The sequence below is a fragment of the Serratia sp. 4542 genome, assembly GCF_016805595.1.
Lineage (GTDB): Bacteria > Pseudomonadota > Gammaproteobacteria > Enterobacterales > Enterobacteriaceae > Serratia > Serratia nevei.
Genome location: NZ_RXKV01000004.1, coordinates 276419 through 289621, shown reverse-complemented (window position 1 = coordinate 289621; position 13203 = coordinate 276419). Strand labels below are relative to the sequence as shown.

General features: G+C 60.0%; 9 protein-coding genes and 1 other RNA gene. 5 read left to right on the top strand and 5 right to left on the bottom strand.

The annotated features are described in order from the left end of the window. Window positions 1-13: 13 nt before the first annotated feature. Window positions 14-1510 carry a Fe-S cluster assembly protein SufB gene (gene sufB, locus EKL15_RS05350; RefSeq protein WP_033638360.1) on the bottom strand — a complete coding sequence of 499 codons (1497 nt, stop codon included), beginning with the start codon at window positions 1508-1510 and terminating at the stop codon, window positions 14-16. Window positions 1511-1524: 14 nt separating this feature from the next. Further along, window positions 1525-1896 (bottom strand): Fe-S cluster assembly scaffold SufA, encoded by a 372-nt coding sequence (sufA, locus tag EKL15_RS05345; protein ID WP_004931368.1) that lies wholly within the window; start codon window positions 1894-1896, stop codon window positions 1525-1527. A 527-nt stretch (window positions 1897-2423) separates the two neighbouring features. On the opposite strand from sufA, the gene EKL15_RS05340 reads away from it, so the two are divergent. Beyond that, window positions 2424-2828, top strand: a complete 405-nt coding sequence (locus EKL15_RS05340) for a hypothetical protein (RefSeq protein WP_203089024.1) — start codon at window positions 2424-2426, stop codon at window positions 2826-2828. 45 nt (window positions 2829-2873) lie between these two features. On the opposite strand, the gene menI is transcribed toward EKL15_RS05340, so the two are convergent. Together menI and EKL15_RS05330 are read right to left on the bottom strand one after the other, a co-directional pair. Beyond that, window positions 2874-3290 (bottom strand): 1,4-dihydroxy-2-naphthoyl-CoA hydrolase, encoded by a 417-nt coding sequence (gene menI, locus EKL15_RS05335; protein ID WP_016927938.1) that lies wholly within the window; start codon window positions 3288-3290, stop codon window positions 2874-2876. Then, the gene (locus tag EKL15_RS05330) at window positions 3287-6343 is read right to left on the bottom strand and encodes an FAD-binding and (Fe-S)-binding domain-containing protein (protein ID WP_147840228.1); all 3057 of its coding nucleotides are present in this window, start codon (window positions 6341-6343) and stop codon (window positions 3287-3289) included. The genes menI and EKL15_RS05330 overlap by 4 nt, the downstream gene beginning before the upstream one ends. A gap of 245 nt (window positions 6344-6588) precedes the next feature. Here EKL15_RS05330 and ydiK point away from each other — a divergent pair, with 245 nt between their 5' ends. Continuing rightward, on the top strand, window positions 6589-7689 hold the full coding sequence (gene ydiK / locus EKL15_RS05325) for an AI-2E family transporter YdiK (RefSeq protein ID WP_055317060.1): 1101 nt from the start codon (window positions 6589-6591) through the stop codon (window positions 7687-7689). A gap of 256 nt (window positions 7690-7945) precedes the next feature. Beyond that, an RNA gene (gene rprA / locus EKL15_RS05320) (antisense sRNA RprA) lies at window positions 7946-8055 on the top strand. 109 nt (window positions 8056-8164) lie between these two features. On the opposite strand, the gene ppsA is transcribed toward rprA, so the two are convergent. Next, window positions 8165-10543: a phosphoenolpyruvate synthase gene (gene ppsA / locus EKL15_RS05315; protein WP_060419199.1), complete on the bottom strand. Its 2379-nt coding sequence runs from the start codon at window positions 10541-10543 to the stop codon at window positions 8165-8167. 459 nt (window positions 10544-11002) lie between these two features. On the opposite strand from ppsA, the gene EKL15_RS05310 reads away from it, so the two are divergent. Together EKL15_RS05310 and EKL15_RS05305 are read left to right on the top strand one after the other, a co-directional pair. Beyond that, a complete protein-coding gene (locus EKL15_RS05310) occupies window positions 11003-11863 on the top strand; it encodes a pyruvate, water dikinase regulatory protein (protein ID WP_162215433.1) in 861 nt (286 codons plus the stop codon). A gap of 197 nt (window positions 11864-12060) precedes the next feature. Next, the gene (locus EKL15_RS05305; RefSeq protein ID WP_038871025.1) at window positions 12061-13107 is read left to right on the top strand and encodes a 3-deoxy-7-phosphoheptulonate synthase; all 1047 of its coding nucleotides are present in this window, start codon (window positions 12061-12063) and stop codon (window positions 13105-13107) included. Window positions 13108-13203 lie beyond the last annotated feature (96 nt).

Sequence of the window (13203 nt, the reverse complement as noted above, 5' to 3'; positions counted from 1 at the left end):
AAAAATGCGGCGATTAACCCACGCTGTGTTCCAGGCTGATGGCCAGAAGTTTCTGCGCCTCGACGGCGAACTCCAGCGGCAGCTCGGAGAAAACGTCCTTGCAGAAACCGTTGACGATCATCGAAATGGCGTCATCCTCGCTGATGCCGCGCTGCAGGCAGTAGAACAGCTGGTCGTCGCCGATCTTCGAGGTGGTGGCTTCGTGCTCCAGCTGAGCGCTGTTGTTGCGCGCTTCAACGTAAGGGAACGTGTGGGCACCGCTGTCCGGCCCGATCAGCATCGAGTCGCACTGGGTAAAGTTACGGGCGTTTTCCGCCCCCGGCAGGATTTTCACCAGGCCGCGATAGGTGTTCTCGCTGTGGCCGGCGGAGATGCCTTTGGCGATGATGGTCGACTTGGTGTTTTTGCCGATGTGGATCATCTTGGTGCCGGTGTCCGCCTGCTGATGGCCGCTGGTCAGCGCCACCGAGAAGAATTCGCCGATCGAATTGTCGCCCTGCAAAATCACGCTCGGGTATTTCCAGGTGATGGCCGAGCCGGTTTCCGACTGGGTCCAGGACATTTTCGAGCCGGCGCCTTCGCACAGCGCGCGCTTGGTGACGAAGTTGAGGATGCCGCCCTTGCTCTCGCCGCCGGAGAACCAGTTCTGCACCGTCGAGTATTTCACTTCGGCGTCTTTATGCAGGATCACTTCCACCACCGCCGCGTGCAGCTGGTAGCTGTCGCGCACCGGGGCCGAGCAGCCTTCGATGTAGCTGACATAGCTGCCTTCGTCGGCGATCAGGATGGTGCGCTCGAACTGGCCGGTTTTGGCGGCGTTGATACGGAAATAGGTCGACAGCTCCATCGGGCAGCGCACGCCTTTCGGCACATAGACGAAGGTGCCGTCGGAGGCCACCGCGGCGTTCAGCGCAGCGAAGAAGTTATCGTTGGAGGGCACCACGCGGCCCAGGTACTGACGCACCAGATCCGGGTATTCCTGGATAGCTTCGCCGAACGAGCAGAAGATCACCCCGCTCTCCGCCAGTTTTTCACGGTAAGTGGTAGCGACCGAGACCGAGTCGAAGATGGCGTCCACCGCCACCTCGCTGCCCTCGCGCACCGGCACGCCGAGCTGATTGAACGCCAGCTCCACTTCGCTGGTCAGGTAATCTTTTTCCGTCGCCGCGCCCGGTTGCTGCTCGGCGCCGGGTTGCGAACCGCAGGCATCGTCGCAGCTGCCGCAGGACGGCGCCGAATAGTAACTGTAGTCCTGGTAGTTCAGGCGATCGTAATTGGCCTTCAGCCAGTGCGGCTCTTCCATCTGCAGCCAGGCGCGGTAGGCCTCGAGGCGGAATTCCAGCATCCACTCGGGTTCGTTGCGCTTGGCCGAGATGGCGCGCACCACCTCTTCGTTGATGCCTTTGGCCAACTCATCGGTTGCCAGCTGGGTGAAGAAACCTTCTTTGTAGCGACCTTCGCTGACCCAAGCCTGCACTTCATTAGGCATTTCTACATTGCTTCGTGTCATGTTGATTGCATCGCTCAAACGCCAAAGCTCTCGCCGCACCCGCAGGCATGCTGAGCTTTAGGGTTATTGAATTTGAATATCTGATTCAGCCCTTCGCGGACATAATCTACCGTGGTGCCGTCGATGAACGGCATAGCCTTCAGCGGCACATAGAGTTTGGCGCCGTCGCGCTCAAACAGCAGATCGTCATCGGCGGGTTCGCGGGTCAGATCCAGCACATAGGCAAAGCCGGCGCAGCCGGATTGTTTCACCCCTAGCTGCAGCCCTTTCACCTGCGGATCCTGCTGCATCAGTTTCGTTATTTGTCGTACGGCGCTGTCGCTGAGCGAAATGCCTTGCCAGACATTTTCATCCAGAGAAAAAGTGCCGACATTTTCCGTTTGCATAGGGTCTACCTCACACTCGTGTTTGGCCACAGCCAATCTGGGTTGCTTATATGTTAGTGATAACGATTATCACTTCAACCGTTTGTTTTGCGGGGGTATCCGCCGCGAGCGCGGTTTTTCGCTGCGGCGCGCGGCAAGCCAACGGGACACCCGTGGCGGCTTGCGGCGTCAGGCGGCAAGGTGTGCATGCTATCTCTATGAATTCGTTATCTATCCTGCATCACCGTACCGCACTCCCCGGTGGCCCGTCAGCGTTACAGCGCTGCGGTGCGTTGCCGATCTAAACATTCATAGAAAATACCTATTTCTGCATTCTGTCTGTCGTAAATGTGCGTTTATCGGCATTTCGTGGCGCGGCGCAAGCGCGCGGCCCTCAGGTTAAAGTTTAGTCGCTCAGGATTAAGTTGGGTCGGCGGCGGTCTTTTACCCTCCTGAGCAATAAAAAAACGCCGCGCCGGGATTGATCGGCAACGCGGCAGTTTATATGATAATGATTATCATTCAATTTGAATTTGAGCGCGAAGCCAATGACTCTTTCGATCAACGCATGGTTGCTGGGCAAGATTGATGAATACAAATTCAGCGTGCGCGACGCCACGGTGGACTTTTATATGGCCGAAGCGGCGCTGCGGCGCCCGGAATGCAATATCGACCATCTGAAGCGGTACAACAGCGTCAGCCTCACCATGGCCAATCTGTGTCTGGAGAACGGCGACGACGACAGCTACCTGCACGCGCTCAGCAAGCTGCACAACCGGCTGATCGTCGAGATCAACAACCCACATCGCTGCCAGCTGTTTCGGGTGCAAAGCTACCACTTCGCCCGCCACACGCTGACGCTGATCTGCCAAAAATATGCAATGGAAGGCACCTGGGAGAAGGCGAACGCGTTTCAAAAGGACTTCGTCAAACGCGTGCCGTTTCAGCTGTAAGGCGAAAGGCTCCGCAGGCCGAACGCCTGCGGAAACCGGCAGGAATCAGTCGATGACCGCCGTGGTCAGACGCGAGGTGCAGCACAGCCGATCGCGCGCGTCGAAGATCTCGATTTGCCACACCTGATGGCGACGGCCGACGTGCAGTGCGCGACACACCCCGCGCACCTGGCCATCGAACACCGCGCGCAGGTGGTTGGCGTTGATCTCCAGCCCCACCACTTTCTGCTCGCCTTCGCTGCACAGGTAGCCGGCCATCGATCCCATCGACTCCGCCAACACCACCGATGCCCCGCCGTGCAACAGCCCGAACGGCTGCCGGGTGCGGCCATCGACCGGCATGGTGGCCTCGAGGAAATCTTCGCCCAGCTGGGTAAACTCGATGCCCACATGGCTGACCATGCAGCCGTCGCCGGCGCGGTTCAGCTGCTCCAGCGATGTTTCACGTTTCCACAATTTCACTCAATCATCTCCAGAAGTGCCTGTAATGGGTGGCGCACGCCATTGCCCTCGATGCGTTTCACCTGGCTGCGGCAGGAATAGCCGGTCGCCAGGCAGCGCTGCCGCGGCAAACGCTGCAGCGTCGGATGCCATGATAGCTCATAAATGCCGAGCGAGTTTTGCAGGTTCTTGGCTTCATGGCCGTAAGTGCCCGCCATGCCGCAGCAGCCGACGCTGACGTTCTCCAGTTTGGCGCCGAAGCGGGCGAAGATCGCCGCCCACTGTTGGCCGCTGGCCGGCAGCGCGGTGGTTTCGGTGCAGTGGCCGAACAGATACCACGGCTCGCCGGTCGCCGGCTGTTCGGCGCGATCCGCAATCCGCTGCTGCAGCCATTCATGCACCAGCTGCACCTGGAAATCGCCGCGTTCGGCACCGAGGATCTCGCGGTATTCGTCGCGGTAGCACAGCACCAGCGCCGGATCAACGCCCACCAGCGGCATGCCGAGCTGCGCCACACGGTTGAGGAAATCGGCGGTTTTGCGCGCGGTGCGGGCAAAGCGCGTCAGGAAACCTTTCACATGCTGCGCCTTACCGTTCGGCGAGAACGGCAGCAGCACCGGTTGATAGCCGAGCTTCTCCACCAGCCTGACAAAGTCCGCCACCACTTTGGCGTCGTAATAGCTGGTGAACGGATCCTGGACGATAAGCACGTGTTCTGCGCGCTGCTCGGCGCTCAGCCCTTCCAGCTGCTCCAGCGTCAGCGTGGTCGCGCGGTGGCCGGACAGCTGCTGACGCAGCGTCGGGCTGGACAGCAGCGGCAGATCGACCATGCCGATGGCGTTGCGGCTCATCTCCCGCAGCCACGGCTGGCGGAAGAAGAAGTTGAACACCTTCGGCGCGCGGGCCATCAACGGGGTATAGCTCTCCACGCCGGCGACCATGTAGTCGCTTACCGGGCGCAGATAGCGGGTGTGGTAGAGCTGCAGGAAGCGCGAACGGAATCCCGGCACGTCAATCTTGATCGGGCACTGGGTGGAGCAGGCCTTGCAGGCCAGGCAGCCGGACATCGCCTCTTTCACTTCGTGCGAGAAGTCATACTCGCCCTTGCCCGCGTGCCAGCTGTTGCGGGTCTTTTCGATCAAACCGCGCAGGCTGACTCGCTGCTGCGGCAACTGTTTTTCCAGCGCCAAAGGATCGACGCCCTGCTCGGCCAACAGACGCAGCCACTCGCGCACCAGCGTCGCCCGCCCTTTCGGTGAATGAATGCGGTTGCCGCTGATCTTCATCGACGGGCACATCGGGCTGCGCACGTCGAAGTTGAAGCACAGGCCGTTGCCGTTACACTCCAGCGCGCCGCGGAATGAGGTGCGCACCTCGACCGGGATCTGGCGATCGAAGGTGCCGCGCTTGACCGCGTCCACCTGCATCATCGGCGCATCCACCGCCAGCGGCGAACAGATCTTGCCCGGGTTCAGGCGGTTATCCGGGTCGAATGCCGCCTTGATGCGGCGCAGCTCTTCATACAACGTTTCGCCGAAGAACTCAGGGCTGTATTCCGCGCGGAACCCCTTGCCGTGCTCCCCCCACAGCAGGCCGCCGTATTTGGCGGTCAACGCCACCACCCGATCGGAGATTTGCTTCATCAGCACCTCTTGCTGCGGGTCGCACATGTCGAGCGCCGGGCGCACGTGCAGCACCCCGGCGTCGACGTGGCCGAACATGCCGTAGCTCAGGTGGTGGTCGTCGAGCAGTTGACGGAATTCGACGATATAGTCCGCCAGGTGTTGCGGCGGCACGCAGGTGTCCTCGGCGAACGGAATCGGCTTGGCGCGCCCTTTGGCGTTGCCCAGCAGCCCGACCGCCTTCTTGCGCATGTTGTAAATGCGCTCGATGCCCGCCAGATCGCCGCAGATTTGGTAACCGATCACGCCGCCCTGCCGCTGCGCGATCAGTTCGTCCAGCCGTTGGCACAGGGTTTCCATCTGGCCGTCGATCAGCGCCCGATCGTCGCCGGCGAACTCGACGATGTTCAGCCCGAGCATCTCTTTATCCGGCACGTCGGCGATCAGTTCGTTCACCGAGTGCCAAACGATGTCTTCACGCGCCAGGTTCAGCACCTTGGAATCGATGGTTTCCACCGACAGCGCCTTGGCTTCGACCATAAAGGGCGCATTGCGCAGCGCCGAGTCGAAGGAGTCGTATTTTACGTTAACCAAACGGCGCACTTTCGGCAGCGGCGTGATGTCCAGCCGCGCCTCGGTGATAAACGCCAGCGTGCCTTCGGCGCCGGTCAGGATGCGCGTCAGATCGAAGGTTTGCAGATCGTCGCTCAGCACGTGGCGCAGATCGTAACCGGTGAGGAAGCGGTTGAGCTTGGGGAATTTCTCCAGGATCAGCGCACGCTGCTCGCGGCAGCGGTTGAGCACCGTGCGGTAGATGCGCCCTTCGGCGGTCTCTTCCAGAGCAATCGTTTCCGCCAGCGCCGTCGGCATGGCGCGGGTATCGATCATCTCACCGCCCAGCAGCACCGCCCGCAGGCCCAATACGTGATCGGAGGTTTTGCCGTACACCAGCGAGCCCTGGCCGGAGGCGTCGGTGTTGATCATGCCGCCCAGCGTGGCGCGGTTACTGGTGGACAGTTCCGGCGAGAAAAAGTAGCCGAACGGCCGCAGATATTGATTCAGCTGATCCTTGATCACCCCGGCTTCGACTTTTACCCAGCCCTGTTCGACGTTGATCTCCAGAATGCGATTCATATGGCGCGACATATCGACCACAATGCCGGTGTTGAGCGACTGGCCGTTGGTGCCGGTGCCGCCGCCGCGTGGGCTGAAGGTCAGCGTCTTGAATCGCTCTTCCCCGGCCAGGCGGGCGATCAGCGCCACGTCGGCGGTGGAACGGGGGAACACCACCGCATCGGGCAACAGCTGATAGATGCTGTTGTCGGTGGCCATCGTCAGCCGGTCAGCGTAGCTGGTGGCGGTGTCGCCGTTGAATCCGTTTTGCTTCAGTGCTTCCAAAAAGTCGAGCACCCGTTGAACGAGGCCGGGCGCCTGAGAAATCTGTGGGATCATTCGCTTTTTTGACCCTGTCCGTCTATTTTTTATGCGCTGATGTACGCTGAATCGGGCCTTTAATTCAGACCCACCCTATTTTTTAGTGACACTAAAAACTAACATACTCGTTTAGTGAAGGCATTCACATTATTACCGCCCTGCGAGCGCCGCCACAGGCGGCCGCCCGGCGGTGAGAAACCGACCGACAGGCACCCCGATTCCCCGGTGCCAGGGATTTAATTGACCAGGATGAGAAGCCACTGATGCCACTCCCGCAATCGCGTTACGACTTACCGCGAATTATTTTCGGCGTGCTGTTTATCGCCATCATGATCGTCGCCTGTTTTTGGGTGATCCAACCGTTTATTCTCGGCTTCGCCTGGGCGGGCATGGTGGTGATCGCCACCTGGCCGCTGCTGCTCAAACTGCAAAAACTGCTGTGGGGCCGCCGTTCGCTGGCGGTGTTGGTCATGACCCTGCTGCTGATCCTGCTGTTCATTCTGCCAATCTCCCTGCTGATCAGCAGCGTGGTGGATAACAGCGCGCCGCTGATCGCCTGGGCCAGTTCACCGGGCAAGCTGCACATTCCCGACCTCGCCTGGCTGCAGTCCGTGCCGATGATCGGCGACAGGCTCTACACCAGCTACCACACGCTGGTTAACGCCGGCGGCGCCGCGCTGCTGGCGAAGGTGCAGCCGTACTTCGGCCAGACCGCCACCTGGTTCGTGGCGCAGGCGGCGCATATCGGCCGTCTGCTGCTGCACTGCGCGCTGATGTTGCTGTTCAGCGCATTGCTGTATGCGCGCGGCGAGCAGGTGGCACTGGGTATCCGCCACTTTGCGGTGCGCCTCGGTTCTGCGCGCGGCGATGCGGCGGTGCTGTTGGGCGGCCAGGCGATCCGCGCCGTCGCGCTGGGCGTGGTGGTGACGGCGCTGGTACAGTCGGTGCTGGGCGGTATCGGTCTGGCGGTGAGCGGCATTCCGGCCGCCACCCTGTTGACGATGCTGATCTTTATCTGCTGCGTGGCGCAATTGGGGCCGCTGTTGGTGCTGGTGCCGGCCATTATCTGGCTGTACTGGCATGGCGATACCACCTGGGGCACCGTGCTGCTGGTCTGGAGCTGCGTGGTAGCCACGCTGGATAACGTGCTGCGCCCGGTGCTGATCCGCATGGGCGCCGATCTGCCGCTGCTGCTGATCCTCTCCGGCGTTATCGGCGGTTTGCTGGCCTTCGGCATGATTGGCCTGTTCATCGGTCCGGTGGTGTTGGCGGTATCTTATCGCCTGCTGACCGCCTGGATGAATGAAGCGCCGGAGCCGACCACCGCGCCGGAGCAAGTCATCGAAGATCTGGAAAAACGCTAATCCCCCCTTCCGCCCGCATCGTCGGGCGGAATATTTCGCCCCGTCATTATTCCTACCTCATTCGAGTAATATCTACGCCAAATATAATGCCGCCCTATATTGATTGGGGCTCGGCGAATGAAAGGTGCAATGTAAATCCCTGTTTATTGCAAGCGGCAAAAAGAGATAACGACCGCAAATAAAATGTGATGCCGCTATCGATTAGGATGATTCTTAATGACTAGTCGCGTTCAAAAATCTAGTATTATGGCCATCTATTGCTTCAAATCACTGATTTTAAAGCAACCTTTCTGAACTATGTAATGCCATACATGTGAATTGCTGTGTGTAGTCTTTGCCCATCTCCTACGGTGGGCTTTTTTTTATTCTTTTTTCGCCAAATTGATTATTTTACGCGCCGTTATTTACATTCAGAAATAAAAAGGCCGCAGCGTAAACTGCGGCCTGGCGTTAATGCCTTAGCGATGCCGAGACATTATTTCTTTTTCGACAAATTGATCCAGGTCTGCACCACGGTGTCCGGATTGAGCGACAGGCTGTCGATGCCCTGCTCCATCAGCCACTCGGCGAAGTCTTCGTGGTCGGATGGGCCCTGGCCGCAGATGCCGACGTATTTGCCGTGGCGCTTGGCCGCCTGAATCGCCATCGACAGCAGCGCTTTCACCGCCTCGTTGCGTTCGTCGAACAGCTCCGACACCACGCCGGAGTCGCGATCCAGCCCCAGCGCCAGCTGGGTCATGTCGTTGGAACCGATGGAGAAGCCGTCGAAGTGCTCGAGGAACTGATCCGCCAACAGCGCATTGGACGGGATCTCGCACATCATGATCACTTTCAGCCCGTTTTCGCCGCGCTTCAGCCCCTGGCGCGCCAGCTCGGCCACCACCGCTTCCGCCTGCGCCACGGTGCGCACGAACGGCACCATGATTTCGACGTTGGTCAGCCCCATTTCGTTACGCACGCGTTTCACCGCCTCGCATTCCAGCGCAAAGCAATCGCGGAAGCTGTCGGCCACGTAACGGCCGGCGCCACGGAAGCCCAGCATCGGGTTCTCTTCGTGCGGTTCATACTTGTCGCCGCCCACCAGATTGGCATACTCGTTGGATTTGAAGTCGGACAGACGCACGATCACGCGCTTCGGCCAGAAGGCGGCGCCCAGCGTCGCGATGCCCTCGGTCAGACGGCCGACGTAGAACTCGACCGGGTGATCGTAACCCTGCATCAGCGCGCGAATTTCGTTTTGCAGCGCCGGCGTCTGCTGGTCAAACTCCAGCAGCGCACGCGGGTGCACGCCGATCATGCGGTTGATGATAAATTCCAGCCGCGCCAGGCCCACGCCTTCATTCGGCAAACGCGCAAAGTCGAAGGCGCGATCCGGGTTGCCGACGTTCATCATGATCTTCAGCGGCAGATCCGGCAGCTCGGTCACTTCGGAACTCTGCACGCTGAAGTCCAGCATATCGCTGTAAACGAAGCCGGTGTCGCCTTCCGCGCAGGAGACGGTGACTTTCTGGCCGTCTTTCAGCACGTCGGTGGCGTGGCCACAGCCCACCACCGCCGGAATGCCCAGCTCACGGGCGATGATCGCCGCGTGGCAGGTGCGCCCGCCGCGGTTGGTGACGATCGCGGCGGCTTTCTTCATGATCGGTTCCCAATCCGGGTCGGTCATGTCGGTGACCAGCACATCGCCCGGCTGGATGCGATCCATTTCGCTGATGTCGTGGATCACTTTGACCGGGCCGGCGCCGATGCGGTGGCCGATGGCGCGGCCTTCCACCAGCACCGGGCTGGAGCCGTTCAGCTGGTAGCGCTCCATGGTCTGCTCATTGGAGCGTACGGTCTCCGGACGCGCCTGCACGATCAGCAGCTTGCCGGTATGGCCGTCTTTCGCCCACTCGATATCCATCGGGCGACCGTAATGTTTTTCGATCAGGATCGCCTGCTGCGCCAGCGCCTGCACTTCTTCATCCGTCAGCGAGAAACGGCTGCGCTGCGCTTCCGGCACGTCTTCGATGCGCACCTGCTTGCCGTGATCCTGCGACGGTGCGTACACCATGCGGATCTTTTTCGAGCCCAGGTTGCGGCGCACGATCGCCGGCTTGCCGTTTTGCAGCGTCGGTTTGTGCACGTAGAACTCATCCGGGTTCACCGCGCCCTGCACCACCATTTCGCCCAGGCCGAAGGCGGAGGTGATGAATACCACCTGATCAAAGCCGGACTCGGTGTCGATGGTGAACATCACGCCCGAGGAGGCCAGATCGGAGCGCACCATCCGCTGTACACCCGCCGACAGCGCCACGCCGCGGTGGTCATAGCCCTGATGCACGCGATACGAGATGGCGCGGTCGTTGAACAGCGACGCGAACACGTGCTTGATCGCCACCATCACGGCGTCGATGCCCTGCACGTTGAGGAAGGTTTCCTGCTGGCCGGCAAAGGACGCGTCCGGCATGTCTTCCGCCGTGGCGGAGGAGCGCACCGCAAAAGAGGCTTCCGGTTCGCCATCGGCGAGCTGTTGGTAAGCCTGATGAATTTCACGTTCGAACTCGGCGTGGAACGGCGTGTCGATCACCCATTGGCGGATCTGGGCGCCGGCCTTGGCCAGTTGTGCAACGTCGTCAACGTCGGTCTGATCCAGTAGCTGATAGATGCGCTGGTTAACACCGCTTTGTTCGAGGAAATCGTTAAACGCCTGTGCGGTGGTGGCAAAACCGTTTGGCACGGCCACGCCCAAATCGGAAAGATTGGTGATCATTTCACCGAGGGAGGCGTTTTTGCCGCCGACACGGTCAACGTCGTGCATGCCAAGCTGGTTGTACCAAAGCACATTACGCAAGTCTGGGCCATTGTTGGACATCGAGACAATCCTTATTGCTATCAGTAGGGTAAAGACGGATTTAATTCGCTTGCTTTACGGCGCCGCTAACACGGAGCCGAATCAGACTAGCACACTGATCTGGGGAAAATGGAAAGGTGAATCGATCAACCCACTGAAGAAAGTGGTTTTTAAGAGAATGTCCTAACCGGCTGATTTGCCTGGGAACCGTTCCCAATCGCACGAAAAGCTTAGTTCTCAACAAATTACGTTCTTTTTAAACTTCTGTTTTAATGACCACGCAAACGCTACCGTTTTTGGTGAAAATAGCGGCAAATTTGCGTTTCGGATCGAAAAGCGTCGCTGCGCCACGATTTTTACCGTCGTCAAAATGCACTTTTCTTCACGCGCCGCCGCAAGGCGGTTTACCGCCCCGCCGTCACAATTTTTTCCCTCGCCCCTTTACCGGCGAATCGTCTGCGGCTCATGATATTGGCAGTTATGACAGCAGGAACACCGTTCTCAGGTAAGGAGCCTCGGGTGGAAAGAAGCGTTTTTTATATTTCGGATGGTACGGCGATCACCGCCGAAGTGCTGGGGCACGCGGTGCTGTCGCAGTTCCCGGTCACAGCGACCACGTACACCTTGCCGTTTGTCGAAACCGAGGCCCGCGCACGCGCAGTTCGCCAACAAATCGATGATATCTATAATGAAACCGGCGTGCGGCCGCTGGTTTTTTATTCCATCATCTCGCCGGAAGTGCGCGATGTGATCGTCCAGAGCCAGGGCTTTTGCCAGGATATCGTGCAGGCGCTGGTCGGCCCGCTGCAGGGCGAGCTGGACGTAGAACCGACGCCGGTGCCGAACCGCACCCACGGCCTGACCGCCAGCAACCTCGGCAAGTATGATGCGCGCATCGCCGCCATCGACTATACCCTGGCGCACGATGACGGCATTTCGCTGCGCAACCTCGATCAGGCGCAGGTGATCCTGCTCGGCGTGTCGCGCTGCGGCAAAACCCCCACCAGCCTCTATCTGGCGATGCAGTTCGGCATCCGCGCCGCCAACTATCCGTTTATCGCCGACGATATGGACAATTTGCACCTGCCGGCTTCGCTGAAACCGTTTCAGCATAAATTATTCGGCCTGACCATCGATCCGGAGCGCCTGGCGGCGATCCGCGAAGAGAGGCGCGAAAACAGCCGCTACGCCTCATTGCGCCAGTGCCGCATGGAGATCGCCGAGGTCGAGGCGCTGTTCCGCAAAAACCAGATCCGCTATCTCAATACCACCAACTATTCGGTCGAAGAGATCTCCACCAAAATCCTCGATATCCTCGGCATGAGCCGCCGCATGTTCTGATCTTTTCCTCGCGGGGCCGTCGCGCCCCGCCGCCTGCCGTTTATTTCAGCAGCAGCTGATTTTTTTGTGCTTTTTTTCGCGGCTTTGATCAACAGAACGCAATCTCTACGGTTGAATTCAGCGCTTTTTGCGTTATTGTGATCGCCATCACTTCCCGGCACTCCTGCCGCAGAGAAGAACAGTTTCCAGGGAACAACATGTACAAAACAGATGAACTGCGGACCGCGCGCATCGACAGCCTCGTCACGCCGCAAGCGTTGGCAGACAAGCTGCCGATCTCGGCGGCCGTCGCCGATAACGTGACAGCGTCACGAAAACGCATTGAAAAAATCCTCACCGGTGAAGACCGCCGCCTGTTGGTGGTGATCGGCCCCTGCTCCATCCACGATCTCGACGCCGCCGTCGATTACGCCGGCCGGCTGAACGCCCTGCGCGAACGCTACCAGGATCGTCTGGAAATCGTGATGCGCACCTACTTCGAAAAACCGCGCACCGTCGTCGGCTGGAAAGGCCTGATCTCCGATCCGGCGCTGGACGGCACCTTCCAGGTCAACCGCGGCATCGAAATGGCGCGCCGCCTGCTGCTGGAAGTGAACCAGCTCGGCCTGCCGACCGCCACCGAATTCCTGGACATGGTGGTCGGCCAATACATCGCCGATCTCATCAGCTGGGGTGCCATCGGCGCACGCACCACCGAAAGCCAGATCCACCGTGAAATGGCCTCGGCGCTCTCCTGCCCGGTCGGCTTCAAAAACGGCACCGACGGCAACACCCGCATCGCCATCGACGCCATTCGTGCGGCGCGCGCCGGGCACATGTTCCTGTCGCCGGACAAACATGGCCAGATGACCATCTACCAGACCAGCGGCAACCCGTATGGCCACATCATCATGCGCGGTGGCAAAACGCCGAACTACCACGCCAGCGACATCGCTACCGCCTGCGACAGCCTGCGCGAGTTCGATCTGCCGGAGCACCTGGTGATCGACTTCAGCCACGGCAACTGCCAGAAGATGCACCGCCGCCAGCTGGAAGTGGCCGACAACGTCTGCCAACAGATCCGCGCCGGCTCCGCCGCCATCACCGGCGTGATGGCGGAAAGCTTCCTGGTGGAAGGCACGCAGAAAATCGTCGCCGGCCAGCCGCTGACCTATGGCCAGTCGATCACCGATCCTTGCCTGAGCTGGTCCGACAGCGAACAGCTGCTGGCGATGCTGGCGGATGCGGTCGATAGCCGTTTCTGACGCAACCTGGGCCGGGGCTTCGCCCCGGCTTTATCCCTCCCGCCCCGCTCATCTATACTGATCGCAACCTCTTTGCACCCGCCGAAACGCACCTGG